Origin of the sequence: Bacillus sp. CHD6a, assembly GCF_001293645.1 — a bacterium.
In the GTDB taxonomy this organism is placed as follows: Bacteria; Bacillota; Bacilli; order Bacillales; family Bacillaceae_I; genus Sutcliffiella_A.
The window spans coordinates 17,073-41,448 of sequence record NZ_LBMD01000024.1 but is presented as its reverse complement, the minus strand read 5'-3'; the positions used below and the strand labels follow the sequence as shown (position 1 = coordinate 41,448).

The following is a 24,376-nucleotide window of genomic DNA, read 5'->3' as shown; positions in this document are numbered from 1 at the left end:
GCGCTTTCCCGAGAAATAATTACCCCTTTTCGAGCGTATTATTTCCTCAATAAAACAAATGGAGAGAATTTCTCCATTTACTAACTAAATATATGATAATTAGTGAGCTATATGTTTCTTTTATTCAAAATAAAAAACCAGCATTTAGCTGGTTTTACGCTTCTGTTTCAATTTGCACGTTCTTTGATGGAGAAAAGGTAGAGATGGCATGTTTATAAATCAACTGCTGCTTTCCTTCTGTTTCCAAAAGCACAGTGAAATTATCAAACCCTTTAATTAATCCGCGAAGTTGAAACCCATTCAGCAAGAATACCGTTACACTTGTTCCATCTTTTCTTAATTGGTTAAGAACTTGATCTTGGATATTTATTGATTGCTTCATCTTTTCTTCCTCCTCTTATCTCTATCTTCCTTACTTATTCGCCTCAAGTCGAAGCTTTCCTGCTATAACCGTGAAAATTTGTGATAACTTTTGCTCAAAATCTGCATTTGTCATGTCAAACCAAGTGACATCCATTTTATTGCGAAACCAAGTGAGCTGTCTTTTAGCATATCTTCTTGAGTTCTGCTTTAAGTCATCCACAGCCTGTTCTAACGTTACTTTTCCATCCAGGTATGCGTACAGCTCTTTATAGCCGATTGCTTGAATGGACTGGCAATTGCGAATCCCCTTGTCATAAAGAGTCTGCACTTCACTTAGCAAACCCTCCTCCATCATCAGGTCCACTCGTAGATTGATTCTTTCATACAACACTTCTCTATCCATGGTTAGACCAATCAAGGCAATGTCGTACAAAGGTTCAGGTTGTTGGGTATCCTGGTACTCGGACATGGTCTTCCCAGTAGTATGGAATATTTCCAGCGCACGGATTACTCTTCTCACATTATTAGGATGAATATTTGCTGCACTTTTCGGATCAATTTCAGCAAGCTCTTGATGTAACTTTTCCACCCCAATCTCTTGACTTCTTTTTTCAAAACGAAGACGAGTTTCCTCATCTTTCCCACTTTCTGAAAATTGGTAGTCATATAGGACAGATTGAATATATAGACCCGTTCCACCGACAATGATTGGGATTCGACCTCTTGAAGTTATTTCGTCAATCTTATTCCGAACATCTTGTTGGAATTCTGCGACAGAATACGCTTCTTGAGGTTCTTTAATATCAATGAGATAGTGAGGGATTTCCTGCATCTCTTCTTTTTTTATTTTGGCAGTTCCAATATCCATTGTCTTGTAGATTTGCATGGAGTCTCCGCTGATAATTTCACCATTGATCCTTTTTGCCAGTTCTACACTTGTTTTTGTTTTCCCTACAGCTGTAGGACCTATGATTACAATAACTCTTTGTTTCTCTCCCACCGCTCACTCACTCTCTCAATTATTCTTTATCACAAGATATCATTATACCCATTTTTACCAGAGTCCAATCTCATTGATAAAAAATTCTTATTTTTACATGACCCGTTTAAACATTTTTTCCAATTCATAAGATGAAAAATGAATGAGAATTGGTCTTCCATGAGGGCATGTAAACGGATTTTCAGCTTCCCTCAACGTATTTAAAAGTGCCGTTATCTCATCTTGTCTAAGATGATGATTGGCCTTTATGGCTGCCTTGCAGCTCATCATGATTGCCGCTTCTTCTCTTAAGTCCGAGATGTTAATCTTCTTCTTTTCTAAACATAAATTAATCATTTCATCTATTGTTTCTCTTTCTTCTCCTTTTGGAAACCAAACTGGATGAGCCCTTACGATGTAAGTTTGGTGACCAAAAGGTTCCAGCATAATGCCTACTTCTGCGAAAGCTTCGGTATGATCTTCAAGAAACAAATATTCGTCTAAAGAACATTCAATGGTCAAAGGAACAAGAAGCTCTTGTAAATTTCTTTCTTCCCGGCCAAGTTTTTGATAATAATATTCGTAGTTGATTCGCTCTTGTGCTGCATGCTGGTCGATTAGATATAACCCATTTTCATTCTGCGCTACGATATAGGTACCATGCATCTGTCCTATAGGATAAAGGGTAGGAATACGAGATTCCCTTTTTTTCTCAGGGAGAGATTGGTGCTGCTTTTCAATTCTCTCTTCCTCGTCAATTGAAACATTCAAATACGTTTCATCCTGATTTTCTTGGCTATCTTCGTAATTGTCGGTTTGTCCCCATGTTACAGAAGGTTCAGCAACCTGAAACGTTCTACTTTCTTCTTTTTGCTTGATAAAAGTTGGTTCCTGTTTTGGTTCGGGACGTTCAAGCGGAAAACTTTCATCAAGTGTAAAGGTTTGTTGAGTAGGTTTTGGTTCCTCCGTGTAACTTGGCTGCTTTCTTGGGCTGTTGGAAGGAATAAGTTGTTTCTTCTGGAATGCATCTTTTATCCCATCTGCAACCAGTCTGTACAGTTCGTCCTCTTTACTCAGTCTTACTTCTAATTTGGCAGGGTGCACATTTACGTCTACTAAAAGTGGATCCATTAGTACTTCTAAGTAGACAATCGGATATCTCCCAATTGGCAGGAGTGTATGATAACCTTCTTGAATTGCTCTTACCACTGTATAGTTCTTCACATAGCGCCCATTAATAATCGTTGAGATATAATTTTTGGATGCTCTTGTCACTTCCGGCAACGCAATATACCCTTTTACTTCAAAATCCAAGGAAGTAAAGTGAATAGGTACCATTTTCTTCGCGATATTCATTCCATAGATGGCAGCTAAAACGTGCAGACTATCACCATTTCCGTTTGTAGCAAGCATCCTTTTGCCATTATGGCTAAGACGGAAGGAAATAGAAGGATGTGCTAATGCAAGCCGATTCACCATATCAGATATATTGCCTAATTCCGTGTGGATCGTTTTCATATACTTTAATCGTGCAGGAGTATTAAAAAATAAGTGTTGCACCACAATATCGGTCCCTTTTCGACTGCTCGACAGTTCCTGGGTTTCCAACACTCCACCTTTGAAACTCAAATGAGTCCCTGCACCTTCTCCTGTACTTGTGGTGATGTCAAAGAGAGAAACGGAGGCAATACTCGGTAGTGCCTCTCCCCTAAAACCAAGGGTCCGGATACGGAACAAATCATTTTCATTCTTTATTTTACTTGTTGCATGGCGTTGAAATGCCGTGAGACAATCCTCCTGCTCTATTCCATCTCCATTGTCCAGCACACGAATCTTTGAAAGACCAGCTTCTTCGAGTTCAATTTCAATGATGGTAGAATTTGCGTCAATCGCGTTCTCCACCAACTCCTTTACAACTGAAGCAGGTCGTTCAACTACTTCGCCAGCAGCTATTTTATTTGCTAAACTCTCATCTAACTGGACAATCTTTCCCATTCTATTGCCTCCTTCCTTTTTATGATTTCACTTTTAATAACTTTTGAATTTCGTGCAGTTTATTTAACGCTTCAAGCGGTGTCGTTTCAAGCAACTCTAATTTTTTGAGCTTCTCAAGAGCTGTTTTTTCACTTTTAGACAGTTTGTCCATCTGCTTTTTATCTTCTGTTTCTGCAAAGAAAGACAGTTGTGTAAGTGGATCTTGTTCTACTTTCTGACCTTCTTTTGTTGCAGCCACTTCGACATGTTCGCTCTTTGGCTGACTTTCTAATTTTTCTAAAATGGTTTGGGCTCTTGTTATTAATTCTTCCGGAAGTTCCGCTAATTCTGCCACATGAATTCCATAGCTTTTATCTGCTGGCCCTTCTTTCATTTTATGAAGAAACACCACTTTCCCATTTTGCTCGACGACGCTGACATGAATATTCTTAAGCTTGTTAAGCTCTTTGTCTAAGGAAGTCAATTCATGATAATGGGTAGAGAACAAGGTTTTTGCTCCAATTTTATCATGGATATACTCTATTAATGCCTGGGCAAGTGCCATACCATCATAAGTGGATGTTCCACGGCCGATTTCATCAAAAAGAATCAAGCTGTTCTGTGTTGCATAGACAATGGCGTTACGTGCTTCCAGCATCTCGACCATAAAAGTACTTTGACCAGAGATTAAGTCGTCCGCAGCTCCAATTCTTGTAAATATCTGATCGAAAATGGGAAGGGACGCCTCTTTTGCCGGGACAAAACAACCAATCTGAGCAAGAATGGCTGTCAGGGCCACTTGACGCATATACGTACTTTTACCAGACATGTTAGGTCCTGTGATAAGCAGCATCTCATTTTCCTTATCCATCCACGTGTCATTTGGTACATACTCATTTGCATCCATCACTTTTTCCACTACCGGATGACGACCTTCTGTGATATACACCTTTCTTTCATCGTTAAAGGAAGGTCTTGTGTAGTACCGGTCCTCACTGATGGTTGCGAAGCATTGTAGAACATCGATTTCACTGACTGCTTTTGCTAGTTTTTGCAGTCTTGGAATATATGCTTTCACTTCTTCTCTTAACTTTAGGAAAAGCTCATATTCTAGTGCAACAATTTTTTCTTCTGCTTCTAAGATTAGTGTCTCTTTTTCTTTTAATTCTTCTGTGATATAACGTTCTGCATTAGCAAGTGTCTGCTTTCTCTCATACCTGCCCTCAGGAAGAGAGGAGATGTTCGCTTTTGTTATTTCAATATAATATCCAAAAATACGATTATAACCTATTTTAAGAGACCGTATGCCCGTTAAATCTCGTTCTCTTTTTTCTAATTCAGCTATCCAAGTCTTGCCGTTTCTTCTTGCATCTCTGTATTTATCCAGTTCTTCATGGAAACCATCTTTCATCATGTTTCCCTCTTTAACCGACATAGAAGGCTGTTCTAGTAAGCTATCATGAAGAAGTGCCGTCAATTCTTCACACTCATCCATGTTGTCGAGTATGACAGTATTATCTATTGGAAGCTTTTCCACCATTGACTTAAGAAAAGGGATCTGAGATAGAGACTTACGTAGTTGCACAAGGTCTCTTGCATTTACATTTCCAAATGCCACCCTTCCGGCAAGCCTCTCTAGATCATACACTTCTTTTAATAACTCTCTTATTTCTTGTCTTGTAAAATACTCATTAATAAGCGTTTCTACTAGATCATGACGTTGTTCGATCTGTTTAGAATTGATTAACGGCCTGTCCACCCATTGCTTTAACAAGCGTCCACCCATTGCTGTCACGGTTTGATCTAACAACCAGAGCAAGGAACCTTTTTTCCCTTTTGAACGAATGGTTTCTGTCAACTCAAGGTTGCGTTTTGAAAAAAGGTCTATTTTCATCGATTGATCTAATTCAAAAAACCTTGCAGGTTGAAGATGATCAAGACTTCGTTTTTGTGTTCTTTTTAAATAATGGAGTAGTCGTCCAACAGACATTTGTAACTTCTCTTGTTCCAAATTTTTAACAATTTGGTTAAATTCCATTGGGATATCCGTTGCTTCCTCATAAGAACATGTGGTAATCATTCTTTCTTTTATCATTTGAACCAGGTCTAGTGGGAAATTTTCAGAAACCACGATTTCCTTTGCTCCAATGGAATATACTTCATTCACAAGTTGCTGCACAGGTCCGGTTATGACAGTCGTATGTAATTCTCCTGTCGAAAGGTCTGCATACGCAAGTCCAAAAGTCCCGTCTTCAAAGTTGGTAATGGTAGTCAAAAAATTGTTTTGTTTGTCTGATAGACCTTTTGTTTCCATGACAGTACCAGGAGTGATGAGTTGAACTACTTCTCTTTTCACAACCCCTTTAGTCTGCTTCGGGTCTTCGACTTGTTCACAAATTGCTACTTTATACCCTTTTTCAATTAGTTGATCTATATAATTTGGAGCCGAATGGTAAGGTACCCCACACATAGGAATTCGTTCTTTTCCTCCACCGTCACGGCTAGTTAATGTAATTTCAAGCACTTGAGATGCTTTTGTCGCATCTTCAAAAAACATTTCATAAAAATCGCCAAGGCGAAAAAATAAAAAGGCATCTTGATAATCTGCCTTTACTCTCAGGTATTGCTGTATCATCGGCGTATAAGAAGCCATCGTAATCCCCCAACTATTGTTTTTTGCTGCTTTATTATATCATATTTTGGTGTATCAGGGGGTTGAGGAATACGTGGAAATCATCAGTGGTAAATTGGGTGTGGTATAATGGGGTGGTATAAAAATTCAAGTGATGGTTATGATTTTGGTTATCATTAAAAGTTTAGTGAGTCTAAATGTCCGAAGTTTTTTGAAAATTGACCGAAGATTTTACGATTTTGACCGAAGATTTCGGAAAGTTGACCGAAGATTTTCAATATTTGACCGAACCTTAATTTGAAATGACCGAACTCCCTATTATTTTGTCCGAACCTATTAAAATTCCAAGGTATTTTGTCCAAAGGTAGAAAAAATGTGACCGAACCAAAAATTCACAACTAAAACAAGGGCATTTTCATTCAAAATCACCAAAAAATCCAGCTTATATTGTCTATTTTCTAAAAAACGAAAAAACCAGGAAGCAATTTGCTCCCCGGTTTCCTCTATTCTTCGTAACCGTCGACGATAAAGTCTGGATTTAAGTCCTCGAACTCATCTTCTTCAACATCCCAGTCATTATCATCCGCCAATGTGTCTGGATGTACTTCTACTGTAATTTTGGTTTCTCCAATAATTTCAGTCAAGAACTCTCTTTCCACTTGTACTTCCACTTTTGCTTCCTTATCCGCGATGCTCGCTTCTAAGCAATTAGGCTGTTGTAGGACCCGCGCTAATACTTCATGATCATCACCGAGGCTGTTTTCATCTTTATACCTCAGCTTCACAACATCTTTGTAGGAAACCGTTTCCGTCACTACTTCCGTCTTTGTATTATCACTGTGTGAATACCAGACGTTAATATCATATTTCCCTTTTACTTCCACGGTATCGTCCACTTTTTTCGCATCATACGTATGGTTAATGACCCAGCATCCTAAAATGCTTGTAGGACGATGCGAGGGACTAATCGTATGTTTAGACTGCGTAAACTTTCTACCTTTGCCGGTTACTGCTCTTGTGATAATTTCTCTGTATTCAGACATTCGAGCATACACCCTCCTCATTACAATCTTCATTTCATCCTATGCGGGTTAAATGACAATTGTGATTAGATTGAATTTGCTGCATAACTAAATGATTTCTAACACATTAACGTATAGTTCATTGTATGCAAGCTTATCTGGATATGTGCCTATTTTTTGAAAAAATCACAAGGTGCAGCAGACGATAAAAAATCTTACAAAACCAAAGTACCCATTAAAATTTAAAGATTTTTAGGCGGTCTACCACCGCTGTTGATTTCCGCAAATGGCTTCGATTTCCTAGGGGCTGACGTGAGCCTCCTTCGGCTACGCCTGCGGGGTCTCCACCTAGCGCTATCTCCCTCAGGAGTCTTCGCCTTTTGCTCCAATCAACAGCTGAAAATTAAGTAAACCACGGCAGATGTTATTAAATACACTAACATGAAATGAAGTCACTTAGTTGATTGGAGTGGAAGGCGCGCAGACGGAGCAGGGAGGAAGGGACAGGTGTGAGACAGACCCCACAGGCTGCAAGCCGAGGAGGCTCACGGACCGCCCGCAGGCAAGCGAATCGCCTGAAACGGAAATCAACGGTATCATAAAATTTTTATATTAAAAAAAGCATGGAATTAAGCTTCCATGCTTTTCTAAAAATAATTATGAGCAGCTTCCTCCACCGTATGTGGTGTTTTTTACGTAGGAGCCGGTTTCTCCACGAAGGACATCTCCACCTGTTGCAACAATGATTTCGTCTGTAACAGTTTTAGAGATATAAGAAGATACTAATTGTAAAAGGTCGTTCACGTTTGTTTGAGAAGTTTTGAACTCTTGTACAATTGGAATCTCATCCATTTCTGCTAAAATTGCATCTAACTTCGCTTCTGTTTTCTTTAATGCTTCTGTTTTTCCGTAATGCTGGAAGTTTACAGCTTGCTTTTGCAAGCTCTTCACACTTGCAACCATTTCTTTGATCTTTTGGTTCTCATTGATTTGTTCTTCTGCACGCTTGAAGAATTCTACTTCTTCCGTGTCAGCGATCATCTGTGCCAATTCTTTTGCTCTTTCTACTATATCTGCTCTCGTATATTTTGCCATTATTATACCTCCAGTACTTCTTCTGCTACTTCTTCCACCAATTCTCCATCCAATGTCCAAGTTTTCGCTTTGACCACTTTTACTTTGATAATTTTACCGATGACAGATTTTGGTGCTTTAAAGTTAACTAGTTTACTTTTATCTGTGTATCCTGCAAGGACATCCGGATTTTTCTTACTTTCCCCTTCCACTAACACTTCTACAACTTTACCTTCGTACTCTTTTAATTTCTTCGCAGAAATCTCATTCACAAGTGCGTTTAGACGTTGAAGACGTTTTTTCTTCACTTCAAGAGGTACGTTATCCACCATTTTTGCAGCAGGAGTACCCTCACGTGGAGAATAGATGAAAGTATAAGCTGTATCAAATTCCACTTCACGATACAAGGACATTGTTTCTTCAAACTGTTCTTCAGTTTCGTTAGGGAACCCTACAATGATATCCGTTGTTAATGAAGCATTTGGCATTGCCTTTTTGATTTTGCCTACTAACTCAAGGTAACGTTCTCTATCATATTTACGCGCCATCAATTTCAACACTTCAGAACTACCTGATTGAACTGGTAAGTGAATATGGTCGAGAAGATTGCCTCCTTTACCAAGCACTTCCACTAAACGATCATCAAAGTCTCTTGGATGACTGGTGGTGAAACGGATTCGAGGAATGTCAATTTTACGGATTTCATCCATTAAGTCGCCTAGCCCATACTTCATATCCTCAAAATCTTTCCCATACGCATTTACATTCTGCCCAAGCAACGTAACTTCTTTATAACCTTGTGCTGCCAAGTGACGCACTTCTTGAATAATATCCTCTGGACGTCTGCTGCGTTCTTTTCCTCTTGTATAAGGCACAATACAGTACGTACAGAATTTGTCACAGCCGTACATGATATTTACCCAAGCTTTGATTTCACCTTTGCGGTTCTTTGGAAGGTTTTCAATAACGTCCCCTTCTTTGGACCAAACTTCTACCACCATTTCTTTGGACATATACGCGTCTTTTAAAATGTTAGGAAGTCGGTGAATATTATGGGTACCGAAGATCATGTCAACTTGCTGATATGTTTTCAATATTTTATTTACTACTGATTCTTCCTGGGACATACAGCCGCATACACCAATCAACAAGCCTGGTCTGGATTTTTTCAAAGTTTTTAAGTGTCCTAGTTCACCAAAAACTTTGTTCTCTGCATTTTCCCGGATGGCACAGGTATTTAAAAGAATAACATCCGCATCGTTCACAGTATAGGTTGGTTCGTATCCTAATGCAAGGAAGATCCCCGCCATTACTTCTGTGTCATGTTCATTCATCTGACAACCATACGTACGAATATAAAATTTCTTGCCGACCCCAAGGTTTTTAAATTCTTCAGAAATAGAAAAGTCTTGGTAGGCAACTTCTTCTTTTCCACGTTTTTTCGCATCTTTTAGGGAAGGTGGTACATAAACAGATTCAAAGTATTTGCTGAAATCCTTTTCGGATTTTTTGTCCGAAGAATTTCCAGTGACTACTTGTCCTGCTTCCACTCTTTGTTTCTCATTCATTGTGATAACTCCTTTCCAGAAAAGTAGAGCGCATAAAACTCTACACATTAACATAGTATATAATTTTATGGCTTCTTAAACAATAAATATGGAGAAGTTTACATAAATCTACATATTTACGATAAATTAAAGGTCCTACATATTAAACACATAACAAGAGAGACACTGATGAGGTGTCTCTCTATGGTTATTACGATATAATCCCTAGTTCTTTTCCAGCTTTTTCGAAAATGTCTAGAGCTTCTTGAAGTTCTTCTTTTGTGTGTTGTGCAGTTACAATTGTTCTTACACGTGCCAGTCCTTTTGCAACTGTTGGGAATGCGATACCTTGGGCAAAAACTCCGTATTCTAACAACTTATCAGAGAATTTATGTGAAAGAGCTTCGTCCCCTACGATAACAGGTGTAACTGGTGTTTGGCTTTCTCCAGTATCAAAGCCTAGTTTCATAAGTCCATCTTTAAAGAATTTCGCATTGTCCCATAACTTTTCAATAAGTTCAGGCTCTTCAAGTAAAACTTGGATTGCTTCATCGCATGCAGCAGTTACTGCTGGTGGATGTGAAGTACTGAAGAGGAACGGACGGCCTTTATGAATTAGATAGTCAATTAAGGAACGAGAGCTCGCTACATAACCTCCAAGAACACCGACCGCTTTACTTAAGGTACCAACTTGAATATGCACACGGCCATCCAATCCAAAGTGGTTGACGGTACCACGTCCGTTTTCACCTAGTACACCTGAAGCATGCGCATCATCTACCATTACAAGTGCATCATACTTTTCAGCTAGCTCGACAATTTTATCAAGCGGAGCAATATTTCCATCCATGGAGAACACGCCATCCGTTACGATTAGACGCTTGCGATAGTCGCTGGATTCTTTTAATGCACGTTCTAGATCTTCCATGTCAACATGCTTGTACACTTTTCGAGCAGCCTTTGTTAAACGAATTCCATCGATAATGGAGGCATGGTTTAACGCATCAGAGATTACAACATCTTCAGGAGATAGAATAGCAGAAAGGACTCCTTGGTTTGTTGTAAATCCGGATTGGAAAACAAGACTTGCTTCTGTATGTTTAAATTTTGCTAGTTTTTCTTCTAATTTCTCATGCATGGTGAAGGTTCCGGCAATGGTACGGACTGAACCTGTCCCGGCACCATATTTTTCTGTAGCTTCTAAGGCAGCCTTCACTAAACGAGGATGGGTAGTCAATCCTAGATAGTTATTGGAAGATAGCTGAATCACTTCTTTGCCGTTGATCACAACTTTGGATCCTTGATCGGACTCTAACGGTACTAATTTACGGAATGTACCTTGTTCTTTCATTTGATCTAATTCTTCTTGTAAGTATTCAAAACCTTTCATGTTAACCCCTCCTGTTTACTATTATGGATGTAGTACAACTTTACCACATTGACCAGAAATCATTAAATCAAAGCCTTTTTCGAACTCTTCAAGTGGAAAGTGGTGAGTAATCATCGGTTTCACATCTACCTGACCTGACTTTAGAAGACTTGATACTTGCTGCCATGTAGAATACATTTTTCTACCTGTAATACCTTGAACCGTAACACCCTTGAAAACAATATCGTTCGTGATATCAAGCTCTACAGGACGGACAGGTAAGCTCAAAATAGATACTCTTCCTCCATTTGTAATCATTTTAAATCCTTGATTCATAGCAATAGGGTGGCCTGACATTTCACAAACCACTTCCACACCATGTCCTTCTGTCAACTTCATCACTTCTTCTACCGGGTTAGTTTCTTTCGCATTGATAACTGTGGTAGCACCCATTTTCGTTGCAAGATCTAAACGATATTCATTCAAGTCAATGGCAATAACTTGGGAAGCACCTGCCGCCTTTGCAACACCAACAGCCATGATCCCGATAGGACCGCAACCAATTACTGCTACGGATTTTCCAGTAACATCGCCTGCAAGTACTGTATGAACCGCATTTCCCATTGGCTCTTGGACAGAAGCAACATCATAAGGCATATCGTTAGGATTTTTCCAAACATTTACCGCAGGAAGAGCGACATATTCAGCAAAACAGCCTTGTGTGTCAACTCCAATAATTTTTGTATCTTTACAGATGTGGTAGTCCCCTTTTAGACATTGTGGACATTTGTAACAAACGATGTGTGTCTCAGCGGAAACTTGGTCGCCTAATTGAACATTAGTAACCTTGCTACCTACTTCCACAATTTCTCCAGCAAATTCATGACCGAAAGCATACGGTGGGTTTACCCTGCTTTGTGACCACTCATCCCATGTATAAATATGAACATCCGTACCACAAATGGATGTTGCTTTTACTTTTATTAAAACTTCATCATCTTTAATTTTTGGTATATCTATCATTTGAAGTTCTGCACCATATCCTCGATGATGCTTCACAATTGCCTTCATTTTTCCATTCACAGAGAACACTCCCTTATAAAAATAAAACTAACATTCTTAAATACTAGTAAGAGTGTATCATCTATAAGGATTTGTGTAAACCGATTTGTCCACTGGAGAAGGACAACTGATTATGTCAGATAAAAAATAATGACTTTTTTTGATTCCGAAGAAAGCGTTTACAATTTTAATAAAAAAAAGTCCCGGCATTAAATCCAGGACTTCGTTTGTGTGTTACATAAATTCTTTCACTAAATCATTAAATTGGTCTTCATCTAACTGAAGATCTGCTTTTGCCAGAGGCTCAGCACTATAGTTTGGAACCATATCCTGATAGGATTGTTGATCTTTATTCTGATAGATTAATCCTGTTACCAGTCCATTATGCTCCATTAAGGTCTGCATTGCAGACACTTTATTATGAGGATCATAAGCTTCAATATCAGCCAACTTTGTCAAGTTTTCTTTAAACCAGTCATATGTGTTTACTTTATTATATGTAACACACGGGCTGAACACGTTAATTAAAGAGAATCCTTTATGGTTAATTCCTTGTTCGATCAAGGAAGTCAAATCTTTTAAATCTGTTGAGAAACTTTGTGCTACAAATGTCGCACCTGCTGTTAGCGCCATTTCCATGACAGATAGTGAGGATTCAATGGAACCTTGTGGAGTGGATTTCGTTTTAAATCCTACTTCACTACGCGGTGAGGTTTGGCCTTTTGTTAGTCCATAAATCTGGTTATCCATTACGATGTATGTAACATCAATATTTCGACGGATAGCATGGATTGTATGTCCTAAACCAATGGCAAAACCATCTCCATCTCCACCTGAAGCGATAACTGTAAGATCCTTATTCGCCATTTTCACACCTTGTGCGATAGGTAGAGAACGTCCATGAATACCATGAAAACCGTAAGAGTTGATATATCCAGAAATACGTCCGGAACACCCGATACCAGAAACTACTGCTAGGTTTTCCGGTTCTAGTCCAACATTCGCGGCAGCACGTTGAATGGCAGCTTGTACCGAGAAATCTCCACAACCAGGGCACCAGTTAGGTTTTACATTATTTCTAAAATCTTTAAACGTTGCCATTTATAACAACTCCTTGCATTTTGTGTGGATTTCTTTCGGTAAGAATGGATCCCCATCGTACTTCAAGAGACTACGGATTTTTTCATGCTCGCCTACATTCATTTTAAGGATGTTAGCAAGTTGTCCTGTAGCATTGTACTCCACAACAATAACTTTTTTAGCCGCTTTGACAAGTGGTGCAATTTCTTCTGTTGGGAATGGGTGGATAAGGCGGATTTGTGCGTGGTTAGCTTTCACTCCATCCTTCTCCAATCTTTCCATCGCCTCTTCGATCGTCCCGCGCGTCGAGTTAAAACCAACAAGCAGTACATCTGCTTCTTCATGTTTTGCACTAACATGAACTGGCGTATTGAATTTAAGATTATTTAACTTACGAAGACGCTTGTCCATTTGTGCTTGTCGATTCGCAGCAACCTCAGAAGGTTTACCCGTTTCTTCGTGTTCTACACCTGTAACGTGATGAATGCCGTTTTTCATACCAGGAAGGACCCGTGGGGAAACGCCATCTTCGGTTACTTCATAACGTTTGAAATATGCTTTATCGTCAGATGCAGGAATCTCCTGGTTAATATCAAGCTTTCCTCGTCTGATCTCAATGTTTTTGTAATCTAATGCTTCAACAGACTGCTTTCCAAGGGACAATTGTAGATCTGTCAACAGAATTACCGGTACTTGATACTCTTCTGCAATGTTAAATGCTTCAATTGTATCGTAGAAAGCTTCTTGTACTGTACTCGGAGCCATGACTACTTTAGGGATTTCTCCATGTGTACCATAGATCATTGCCATTAGGTCTGACTGTTCAATTTTTGTCGGTAACCCTGTACTTGGTCCGCCACGTTGCGTGTCTACGACTACTAGTGGTGTTTCTGTCATACCGGAAAGTCCGATTGCTTCCATCATTAAGGAAAGGCCTGGTCCTGCTGATGCAGTCAAAGTACGCACACCTGCATAGTTAGCACCAATTGCCATCGTACATGCAGCAATCTCATCTTCCGTTTGAATAACGGTTCCACCGAATTTTGGAAGTTTTTTAATTAAGTATTCCATAATTTCAGATGCTGGAGTAATTGGGTATGCCGGCATAAAACGGGAACCAGCAGCTACAGCACCCAATGCAATCGCATCATTTCCGATCATGAACAGACGCTTGTTACCATCTGCTTTTGCAAGCTGCATTGTTTCTACACTTTCAGCTTGATCTTTAATAAACTGAACACCTGCTCGGATTGCATCCATGTTTTTCTCAACGATGGATTCACCTTTACGACCGAATATTTCTTGCACAACCTCACGGAATGCTTCCGCATCTAGATCAAGGATGGCACTTGAAGCTCCGACTGCAACCATGTTCTTCATCAATGAAGTTCCAAGTTCCGTAGCAATTTCCGTAAATGGTACAGCATACAATGTAGCTACCCCATCCTCTGGTATACTAGGTTTAAACTTTGCATCCGCAATTACCACTCCACCTTCACGAAGCTCATGATAGTTTACGTCGATTGTTTCTTGGTCAAACGCTACTAATATATCAAGGTCGTCGGAAATGGAACGGACCTGAGTTGTGCTCACACGAATTTTGTTGTTCGTATGTCCACCTTTGATACGAGAAGAAAAATGGCGATAACCATATAAGTAATAGCCTAAACGATTTAATGCAATGGAGAAAATCTCACCAGTACTTTCGATACCTTCCCCTTGTTGCCCTCCAACTTTCCATGAAAGTTGATTGATCATGTGCCTTACACCCCTTTAACTACGTTCGTTTTCAGAATTTTGTACAATATTTATTGTAGCATTATTCCCATTATATAACTAGAAGCTACCTATTAAATAAAAATAAGAAAAAACCGCTGAATATGTACTAAACGCTTTCATTGTAGACCTAATTATTTAAAAATACAAGCCTTAGATTTAATTTCTTTCGAAAAATTTGGATATTTTAACCGTACAGTTTATGGGCTGAAAACCGCTTAATGCCCCTCTTATTTAGGGAACCTTTTAAAGAAATTATCAAATAAAAAGCCTTTTACTTCTGTTTCAGAATAGTATTTTAATAAACTATTTATTAAATGATAATAATCTTCCATTCTCCCTAAGCTCTTTACAGTCTGATCAATTCCGTCAAAGTCTGAACCAAATCCTATATGATTTACTGCTCCTAGTGTACAAAAATGTTCCACATGACGGAGAATATCAGGAATACTCGCCTGTGGATCGCTTGTTAAGAATGAAGGAACAAAGGTAACCCCTATTGCTGCATCCTTTTGGATAAGCGCTTGTATTTGTTCGTCCGATAAGTTCCGTTGGTTAGGACAAATCTCTTTGCAATTGGAATGTGAAGCAATTACGTACTCAGCTAAGTCCATTACATCCCAAAAGCCTTTAACAGAAAGGTGGGAAACATCTGTCCAAATAAAATGGTCGTTGTTCAGTTTCACAACCTGTTTTCCGAATGAACTTAGCCCAGCACCTCTTTCTTCTAAGATCCCATCTGCAACTGCATTAGCATGATTCCAAGTTAACCCGACAGACGAGATTCCTAATCGATACAATGTTCTCAGTTTTTCCATATCCGTTCCTATTGCGTCACAGCCTTCTAATGACAAAATGGCTCCTATTTGCCCTTCTGTCAACTCGTCGATATCCTTTTTGGTGGTAACAAGTTTCATATTTGGGAATTTGTTTATGATCTCTTCATAAAATAGATCAATCATTTCCAAGGCTACATCAAAAGCTGATTCCTGCCTTACTTTTTCCGGAACATACACAGCAAAACATTGTACTTTAGCAGCCGACTTCTTTAATCCGTCCCACGTTACATGCAACACTTCACTATCTTTAAAAGAAATCTCTCTATTTTCCCACATTCTCCAAAGCACATCGCAGTGCGCATCAAAAATCCTCAAGAACAGCCCCTCCAGTATTGTGAATCAGCATGTAATCTGCACCATTGAATTAGAATAAAACAAACCTGTTTGCAATTACAAGCAAACAGGTTTAGTAAACGATTATTTTATCTCGGCTCCACTATCAATTTGATAGCCGTTCTTTCCTCTCCGTCAATCAGAATATCTGTAAACGCTGGGATACAGATTAAATCCACTCCACTTGGTGCAACGAATCCTCGCGCTATTGCAACGGCTTTTACTGCCTGATTAAGTGCCCCAGCCCCTATGGCTTGGATTTCGGCACCCCCACGTTCTCTTAAAACCCCTGCTAAAGCCCCTGCTACAGAATTTGGGTTTGACTTAGCTGAAACCTTTAATATTTCCATTTCTAGCTCCTCCTTAACATTTACAGTATATGGTGAAAGACCCATAGATGAATGAATTGTTAATAATTTCATTCCTACTATATTCAGGAAGAGCTCTGTATATGCCTCAACTTATATTGCAATCGTCGAAATATTCTATCTTCTCTTTTAGTCAAAGAAAGGATGATCCTCATTAATCATCAGTGGCTGAATCTTCTTCGCCTTCCCGGTCTTCATATCTACATCTATTAGAACCCCGTTTAACTGAGCCCTTCCTTCGGTCACTTCAAACCTTACCGGCAGAGCAGTTGTGAAACGCTTGAGGACAGCTTCTTTCTCCACGCCTAGAATGCCATCATAAGGACCAGTCATCCCTACATCCGTTATATATGCCGTTCCTTCTGGTAGAATTCTATAATCATTCGTTTGCACATGAGTATGTGTTCCTACCACACCTGTCACTCTTCCATCGAGATACCAGCCAATTGCTTGCTTCTCACTAGTTGCCTCAGCATGAAAGTCTACAAAGATAAATGGTGTTCTTTTCTTTGCTTCCTCAACAAGCTCATCAACTTTATTAAAAGGACAGTCTATTGGCGGCAAGAAAGTACGCCCTTGTAAATTTATGACCGCAAGTTCTTTTCCTTCAAAAGGAACATAGGCAATCCCTTTCCCTGGATTAGAACTTGGAAAATTTGCAGGTCTAATCATATGCTTAGCACCTTCGATAAATTCAAATATCTCTCTATTGTCCCAAGTATGGTTTCCAAGTGTGACAAGATTTGCACCGGCTTTTAAGAAACCTTGGTAGATTTTTTCGGTTATTCCTTTTCCACCGGCTGCATTTTCTCCGTTAACGATGGTTACAGCCGGTCTATATTTACTTTTTAATTTTGGCAGATATTCGTTTACCATTTTTCTACCTGGTGATCCCACTACATCTCCAATAAATAAAATCCTCACAATCACTAATCCCTTCTAACAATCAATTTCTCATTTAAGTTTTACATATGTAGGCGCTGTATGCAAATGTACGACGAATTATCAATTCATTTATGGAATTACTACCTTACTTCTGTAGATTGCGTTCCAGGTGTTTCCTTTGGGCGGTGCTTGAGCCTCCTGCGCTTAGGGGTCTCAATCTACCGCTATCTCCCTCAGGAAAAGAAAGGCTTAGGCAGCGTTTCTTCGCACGAAGAAAATGTGCTAGCATTTTCGTTGAGTCTCACACCTTGCAATCCAATCTACAGAGAATATTCCGTTTCATCATGTGTATTATTTTATTCAAATCATAAGAAGAAAAAAAAATAAAGCGGTGCAAGCACCACTTTATTTTGCATACTCTACGGCTCTTGTTTCACGAATAACCGTTACTTTAATATGTCCTGGATAATCCAGTTCTTCTTCAATGCGTTTTCGGATATCTCGTGCTAATCGATGAGCCTCAAGATCGTCAATGGTATCTGGTTTCACCATGATGCGAACTTCACGTCCCGCTTGTATCGCAAAGGACTTTTCGACACCTTCATAGCTTTCGGAGATTTCTTCCAACTTTTCAAGTCTGCGGATATAGTTTTCCAACGTCTCACTACGCGCTCCTGGTCTCGCCGCAGATAATGCATCTGCTGCAGCAACCAAGACTGCAATGATAGAAGTTGGCTCTGTATCACCATGGTGGGATGCGATACTGTTAATGACAACTGGATGTTCTTTATACTTCGTTGCCAATTCCACTCCGATTTCCACATGGCTTCCTTCCACTTCATGGTCGACAGCTTTTCCGATATCATGTAGCAATCCAGCGCGGCGGGCAAGTGTTTCATCCTCACCTAGCTCAGCAGCCATTAGGCCTGATAGGAATGCTACTTCCATGGAATGTTTAAGAACATTTTGACCGTAGCTTGTACGGAATTTCAGGCGACCCAAAATCTTGATTAAATCAGGGTGCAATCCATGTACACCAACTTCAAATGTTGTCTGCTCTCCCATTTCACGAATGTATTCGTCTACTTCACGTCTTGATTTTTCTACCATTTCCTCAATACGCGCAGGGTGAATACGTCCATCTTGGACAAGCTTATCTAAAGCAATGCGTGCAGTTTCACGTCTGATTGGATCAAAACCTGATAAAATAACTGCCTCAGGGGTATCATCAATAATAAGATCAATACCTGTAAGTGTTTCAAGAGTACGAATATTACGTCCTTCACGACCAATGATTCGGCCTTTCATTTCATCATTTGGTAAGTTAACGACGGATACTGTTGTCTCAGCCACATGGTCGGCGGCGCAACGTTGAACGGCTAAAGAGAGAATCTCTCTTGCCTTTTTATCCGCATCTTCTTTTGCTCTGTTTTCGCTTTCTTTAACCATAAGAGCAATGTCGTGGGATAATTCGTTCTCAACACGATCCAAAATGATATGTTTGGCTTCTTCGCGTTTTAATGCTGAAATGCGTTCTAACTCTTCTTGCTGTTTACGCACTATATCATCCACTTTGCTTTCTAATTCTTCAATATGCTGTTGTCTATCGTTTAAAGAATCTTCACGCCTTTCTAATGCTACTTCTCGCTTATCAAGCGATTCATCTTTTCGATCCAGATTCTCTTCTTTTTGCATTAAACGATTTTCTTGTTTTTGCAGTTCGCTTCTACGATCTCGAATATCACGTTCAGCTTCAGTTCGAAGTTTGTGAATTTCGTCCTTCGCTTCCAAAAGTGCTTCTTTCTTTAGCGATTCAGCTTCGCGTCTGGAATCTTCCACAATTTGATCCGCGACACTTCTTGCGCCAGCAATCTTCTGTTCTGCAATGGATTTACGAACATAAAAGCCAACAACTACACCGACGATTAGGGCAAGCAAAGCGGAGATAATAATTGGCATAAAATCCATCATTACACCTCCTCTTGCTATGAACTTTTTTCTTGCTAGATTTCATTGTCGGCATGTACATTGTAACAATGTTTGTCAACATACAGCTCAAGGGCTTTTGCTTTTTTATAGCTCTAAAATTCTAACAAAATGTAAATTATACATACTAATTGTAAATCTGTGAAAAATTATTGTCAAGCCTGTCCCGGTAAGGATATGACCTTTTTGGTAAACTAATCCTGTTTTTAATGAAATTTGTAGGAATTTGGGTGGATTTAGTCCTGTTTTAGATCCCTTTAATCTATGATTTTCGTTACAGGGAAACCTCATTAGCATTAAAAATTGAAAGGCCCTGCAATCATGTACAGGGCCTTAGTTGGTGAGTATTAAAAATCTAATTCTTCTTGATCCATTTCTTCTTCCGCTGGAGCGGTTACTTCTTTATCCAATCCATGGTGGTCACGAATTTGCTGATGAATTTCTTTTAGAACATCCTTGTTTTCTTTTAGGAATTGCTTGGCATTTTCGCGTCCTTGGCCAAGTCTTTCTTCATTGTAGGAATACCATGATCCACTCTTTTGGACGATATCCAAATCAGAGCCCATATCAATTACTTCTCCTTCTCTTGAGATACCTTCACCGTACATGATATCTACTTCGGCTACTTTGAAAGGAGGAGCAATTTTATTCTTTACAACTTTAATCTTTGTTTTATTCCCGACTATATCATGACCTTGTTTCAACTGCTCTGCACGACGCACTTCTAGACGTACAGAAGAGTAGAATTTTAGAGCACGGCCACCAGGAGTCGTCTCAGGATTACCAAACATTACTCCTACTTTTTCACGAATTTGATTGATGAAAATGGCAATGGTTTTTGATTTATTGATGGCACCTGAAAGCTTACGAAGCGCTTGAGACATTAGACGGGCTTGAAGACCGACATGGGAGTCCCCCATTTCCCCTTCAATTTCCGCTTTAGGTACTAGGGCCGCTACAGAATCGACAACGATAATGTCTACTGCACCACTTCTTACAAGAGCTTCCGCAATTTCTAATGCTTGCTCACCAGTATCTGGTTGAGAAAGAAGAAGCTCATCTATGTTTACGCCAAGTTTTTGCGCATATACTGGATCCAGCGCGTGCTCCGCATCGATAAACGCAGCTTGTCCGCCTTGTTGCTGAACTTCAGCAATAGCATGAAGGGCAACCGTTGTTTTACCGGAAGATTCCGGTCCATATATTTCTACGACTCTACCTCTTGGATATCCGCCAGCACCTAGTGCAACATCCAATGCCAACGATCCACTAGGAATAGTAGAGATCTTACGTTCTGTTTGCTCCCCTAATTTCATAATGGAACCTTTTCCGAATTGCTTTTCTATCTGTTTTAACGCCATATCTAAAGCAGCTTTACGATCACTCACACAATTTCCTCCTCTTATCTATCAAACTAAATGAATAGTATCTATCAACTACTCTTACTATACCCTTTTTCTATTCGTTTGGCAACTAAAAAACGAACATCCATTCGGTTTTTTTTATGGCTAGTTTTTGGGGTAAACTATTAGGTTTGTTCTAAGGGAAAAAGTGATTTTCTGATGGGATTTTAGTAGAAAATACAAAATTAGTTTTTTGTCTTGAATTTTTGTCTGGGTTTAGAGATAGGGAGAGGACTAACAAAGAGGGCCAGATTTGAAATGTCCGAAGTTTTTGTATTCTTGACCGAAGATATGACGTTGACCTAAGTTTTTGCAAAGTTGACCTAAGTTTTTCAAAAATTGACCGAACAAATTTTTCAAATGACCAAACACTGTGAATTCTTGTCCGTACAGCCACCTTTAATTGTCCGAACCCATATCCAAATTTGTACTAAAATGTCCAAAGTCCTGATACTTTTGTCCGAACCATATTATGCGCGCTCAAATTGCTTCCTTTTCATAAGTTTTTACCGCAAATCCCTTCCGTTCCCACTAACCCCCAAAAAGTCGAGCCCCCATCCATTCCCCAAAAGAAAAAGCAGCTGAAGTCCCCTTCAACTACTTGAACAATTCTTTTAATAGATAGTGACAACCGTATTTTGCCGATCTTTGTCTTATGCCATCTCGCGTTCCGGCTAAGTGTATTTTGTGAACGGTAGCTTCTCCGTTTGGGAGAGCTATTCCGATAAACACTGTTCCAACTGGTTGATTATCCATCGTTTCAGGACCTGCAACTCCTGTAAAACTGATGCCTATATCTGTTTGCAGCAATTTTTTCACGCCGATTGCCATTTCTTTGGCTGTCAGTTCGCTTACTGCTCCATCTTCTTCAAGTGTTTGTCTTTTTACCCCAAGTACGTTTTCCTTTACGCTATTAGTATAGCTAACAATAGCACCTTCCATGACTTTGGAAGCACCAGAGAAACTTGTCATTTTTTCAGAGAATAAACCGCCTGTTAGACTCTCGGCACTGCTAATAGTGTAGTGAGACTCTTGTATCTTTTCAAAAAGGACCGAATAGATGGTATCTTCGTCATACCCAAAAAAGAAATCACCGACTCTTTCCAGAATTTCTTTTTCGCATTGATCAATTAACCGATTTGCTTCGTCAATGGATTGGTGTTTAGCCGTTAATCTGAGTGTAACTTCATTATCACCTGCAAGCGGTGCAATGGTCGGATTTGTTTGTCGGTCAATGATATCTTCTATATCTGTTTCCAGTTGTGATTCCCCAATGCCAAAGAAACGAAGAACTTTGGAGACAATTTGCTCTCTCACTCCAAGTTTGTCTAATAAGTATTCTCTGCCATATACAGAAAACATAGGCTTAAGTTCTTTAGGTGGACCAGGTAAGAGCATGTATGTATGAGAACCTTCTGACAATGCCATTCCAGGGGCCATCCCAAAGTCATTTGCCAAGATAGAGGAGCCTTCTAATACTAGCGCCTGCTTTTTGTTGTTTTCACTCATCACTCTGTGTGATTTATTGAAATAATCCTTAATGTTGGTGAGGGCTTGTTCATCCATTACCAATTGTTTATTAAGCACCCTTGCAATGGTTTCTTTTGTCAGGTCATCTTTTGTTGGCCCGAGTCCTCCAGTGAATAGTAGAAGGTTGGAGCGTTGTTTAGCTGTTGTTATCACTTCTTCTAATCTAGATGGATTGTCTCCGACTACCGTGTGATAAAAGACGTTGATTCCCAATTCTGCAAGTTGCTTTGAAAGGAATTGGGCATTTGTATTACAAATTTGTCCCAAGAGTAACTCAGAGCCTACGGCAATAATTTCTGCATTTCTAATCACGGCACTCTCCCCTTATTACAGTGATATGGTTGGGTCTGGGTAACGCCGCTGGTGATTTCCGCAAATGGCTTCGCTTTCCGGGGGCCGACCTTGAGAGTCCTCACTTCGTTGTGGGGTCTCAACAATGTCGCTACTCCCCCGCAGGAGTCTAAGCCATTTGCTCCAATCATCAGCTATAAATTATAGTAGATAATCGTTTTCTTTTGACTATTTAGAATTAACAAATGCTTGTCTGTTTTTATAGAAGTAATCCCAGCCAGAGTATATGGTAAAAATCATAGCTATCCATAAAGCAATGGTGGCAAATGGGAACCCGATTAATTCAAATGGCAAGTTATGTAATAAAAGTGCGGATACTGCAATTATTTGAGCCCAAGTTTTGATTTTGCCTAGCATGTTCGCTGCTACTACTTCTCCTTCTCCGGCAAGTACTAATCGTAGACCGGTAACAGCGAATTCTCTGCTGATAATGACAATAACAATCCACGCTGGAGCCAATTGTAACTCGACAAGTGCAATTAATGCTGCGGACACCAAAAGCTTATCTGCAAGTGGATCAAGAAACTTTCCAAGGTTGGTTACAAGATTTAGTTTTCTTGCATAATAACCATCTACCCAGTCGGTGATGGACGCAATGATAAATATAAGTGCAGCAAGAAGATGTGTGTATGGAATGGATTCATCTCCAATGGCAAGATCTCCCCAATTTAATGGAGCAAGCATTAGAATCATAAAGATAGGGATCATAAAGATTCTTGACACAGTAATTTTGTTAGGTAAATTCACGTTCATTCCTCCAGCATTCAATATTGCTTTTCCACTATACATAAAATACACAGTTTTGTCTAATGTTTGATTAAGGTTGATAGCTTGATTGTTGGCTTTGTTATAAGCTTTATTCAAAAGGTCTGTACAAAAAAAGCCATCATCCAGATGACTTTATTGTTGACCATTTGATACAAATTTAATAGTGACTCTCTGTGTTGTTACGTCATTTACTGGAAAAGGAAAGTTAAATGGTTCGCCGTTGATCTTCATTTTCGTTGCCGGTACCCAACCCACATTAAATAAGATTTCTTTTTGGGCTGATAAATCGATTGTTTCCGATTCTCCATCTTTAAGCTCTTTGTTAAGGAAGTACTCTCCTGACTCATTACTTACTCCCACCCACGTGTTTCGGCCCTCTGCTGAGATCTCCACTTCGAATTTATCTGTATCCTTTAACTCTAATATCGCATTGGGGCTGTTTGAACTTACTTCGGATAACGTACCCGTTGTCGTTTTTTCTTCTTCTACAGGTTCTTCTTTTTCCGTCTCTTCAGGCTTTTCTTTTTCATCTTCTTGTTCTTGTTCTTCTTCAGCCACGTCTACATTTTCTGATGTCGCAGGGTCAATGACTACGTTTTTGTTTTCCTCCTGAGTGTCAGATGCCCCTCCAACTCCCCAGTTCTGTACAAGTACATAGATGATGGCCACTACAGCAACAAAGGCCAAGAACATTAACACTTTAGGGATAAAATTGAAAACCTTTGTATTTTTTGAAGATGGCACCTGTTTTCGAGTTTTCACTCTAGACAACTGAGGAATTTCATCTTTGTCATTTGCAGGGATATCGTTTTTGTATTCTTCAAAGATTAGTTCAGGATCAAGTCCCACAGCCTCAGAGTATTGTCTGATAAATGCACGGGCATAGAATTGACCAGGCATAATGGAATAATTGCCTTCTTCTATTCCGATTAAATATCTTTTTTGTATTTTTGTAACGGTTTGTAAATCTTCTAATGACAAGCCTTTTTCTTCTCTTGCTTGTTTCAGTCTATTACCTAGTTCTGTCAACAATTA

19 protein-coding genes are annotated in these 24,376 nt (G+C 39.5%); all 19 read right to left on the bottom strand.

Going from position 1 to position 24,376, the window contains the following annotated elements; genetic code table 11:
* Positions 1-154: 154 nt before the first annotated feature.
* Positions 155-382, bottom strand: coding sequence for an RNA chaperone Hfq (hfq, locus tag AAV98_RS15685; protein WP_010193436.1), 228 nt, complete (start codon positions 380-382; stop codon positions 155-157).
* 30 nt (positions 383-412) lie between these two features.
* Complete coding sequence (gene miaA / locus AAV98_RS15680; RefSeq protein ID WP_060666489.1) at positions 413-1,363, bottom strand: tRNA (adenosine(37)-N6)-dimethylallyltransferase MiaA; 951 nt, start codon at positions 1,361-1,363, stop codon at positions 413-415.
* A 93-nt stretch (positions 1,364-1,456) separates the two neighbouring features.
* On the bottom strand, positions 1,457-3,337 hold the full coding sequence (mutL, locus tag AAV98_RS15675) for a DNA mismatch repair endonuclease MutL (protein ID WP_060666488.1): 1,881 nt from the start codon (positions 3,335-3,337) through the stop codon (positions 1,457-1,459).
* A 19-nt stretch (positions 3,338-3,356) separates the two neighbouring features.
* Positions 3,357-5,969, bottom strand: a complete 2,613-nt coding sequence (gene mutS, locus AAV98_RS15670) for a DNA mismatch repair protein MutS (RefSeq protein WP_060666487.1) — start codon at positions 5,967-5,969, stop codon at positions 3,357-3,359.
* 482 nt (positions 5,970-6,451) lie between these two features.
* Entirely contained in the window at positions 6,452-6,991 is a 540-nt protein-coding gene (locus AAV98_RS15665; protein WP_060666486.1) for an outer spore coat protein CotE, read from the bottom strand.
* A gap of 636 nt (positions 6,992-7,627) precedes the next feature.
* On the bottom strand, positions 7,628-8,065 hold the full coding sequence (locus tag AAV98_RS15660; protein WP_060666485.1) for a RicAFT regulatory complex protein RicA family protein: 438 nt from the start codon (positions 8,063-8,065) through the stop codon (positions 7,628-7,630).
* Positions 8,066-8,067: 2 nt separating this feature from the next.
* On the bottom strand, positions 8,068-9,612 hold the full coding sequence (gene miaB / locus AAV98_RS15655) for a tRNA (N6-isopentenyl adenosine(37)-C2)-methylthiotransferase MiaB (protein ID WP_060666484.1): 1,545 nt from the start codon (positions 9,610-9,612) through the stop codon (positions 8,068-8,070).
* 190 nt (positions 9,613-9,802) lie between these two features.
* Positions 9,803-10,981, bottom strand: a complete 1,179-nt coding sequence (locus tag AAV98_RS15650) for a glycine C-acetyltransferase (protein ID WP_060666483.1) — start codon at positions 10,979-10,981, stop codon at positions 9,803-9,805.
* Between the two features lie 21 nt (positions 10,982-11,002).
* Positions 11,003-12,043 (bottom strand): L-threonine 3-dehydrogenase, encoded by a 1,041-nt coding sequence (gene tdh, locus AAV98_RS15645; RefSeq protein ID WP_197284312.1) that lies wholly within the window; start codon positions 12,041-12,043, stop codon positions 11,003-11,005.
* A 213-nt stretch (positions 12,044-12,256) separates the two neighbouring features.
* Complete coding sequence (locus AAV98_RS15640; protein WP_060666482.1) at positions 12,257-13,123, bottom strand: 2-oxoacid:ferredoxin oxidoreductase subunit beta; 867 nt, start codon at positions 13,121-13,123, stop codon at positions 12,257-12,259.
* Entirely contained in the window at positions 13,124-14,860 is a 1,737-nt protein-coding gene (locus AAV98_RS15635) for a 2-oxoacid:acceptor oxidoreductase subunit alpha (protein ID WP_156317812.1), read from the bottom strand. It abuts the gene before it with no gap.
* Positions 14,861-15,108: 248 nt separating this feature from the next.
* Complete coding sequence (locus AAV98_RS15630; protein WP_060666481.1) at positions 15,109-16,032, bottom strand: dipeptidase; 924 nt, start codon at positions 16,030-16,032, stop codon at positions 15,109-15,111.
* 107 nt (positions 16,033-16,139) lie between these two features.
* Complete coding sequence (spoVS, locus tag AAV98_RS15625) at positions 16,140-16,400, bottom strand: stage V sporulation protein SpoVS (RefSeq protein ID WP_010193268.1); 261 nt, start codon at positions 16,398-16,400, stop codon at positions 16,140-16,142.
* A gap of 147 nt (positions 16,401-16,547) precedes the next feature.
* On the bottom strand, positions 16,548-17,342 hold the full coding sequence (locus AAV98_RS15620) for a TIGR00282 family metallophosphoesterase (protein WP_060666517.1): 795 nt from the start codon (positions 17,340-17,342) through the stop codon (positions 16,548-16,550).
* Positions 17,343-17,708: 366 nt separating this feature from the next.
* On the bottom strand, positions 17,709-19,274 hold the full coding sequence (rny, locus tag AAV98_RS15615; protein ID WP_197284310.1) for a ribonuclease Y: 1,566 nt from the start codon (positions 19,272-19,274) through the stop codon (positions 17,709-17,711).
* A gap of 362 nt (positions 19,275-19,636) precedes the next feature.
* Positions 19,637-20,677 carry a recombinase RecA gene (recA, locus tag AAV98_RS15610; protein WP_060666479.1) on the bottom strand — a complete coding sequence of 347 codons (1,041 nt, stop codon included), beginning with the start codon at positions 20,675-20,677 and terminating at the stop codon, positions 19,637-19,639.
* A gap of 612 nt (positions 20,678-21,289) precedes the next feature.
* The gene (locus AAV98_RS15605; protein WP_060666478.1) at positions 21,290-22,534 is read right to left on the bottom strand and encodes a competence/damage-inducible protein A; all 1,245 of its coding nucleotides are present in this window, start codon (positions 22,532-22,534) and stop codon (positions 21,290-21,292) included.
* 207 nt (positions 22,535-22,741) lie between these two features.
* Positions 22,742-23,326: a CDP-diacylglycerol--glycerol-3-phosphate 3-phosphatidyltransferase gene (gene pgsA / locus AAV98_RS15600; protein ID WP_156317810.1), complete on the bottom strand. Its 585-nt coding sequence runs from the start codon at positions 23,324-23,326 to the stop codon at positions 22,742-22,744.
* Positions 23,327-23,473: 147 nt separating this feature from the next.
* Entirely contained in the window at positions 23,474-24,370 is an 897-nt protein-coding gene (locus tag AAV98_RS15595; RefSeq protein ID WP_060666477.1) for a helix-turn-helix domain-containing protein, read from the bottom strand.
* Between the last annotated feature and the right edge of the window lie 6 nt (positions 24,371-24,376).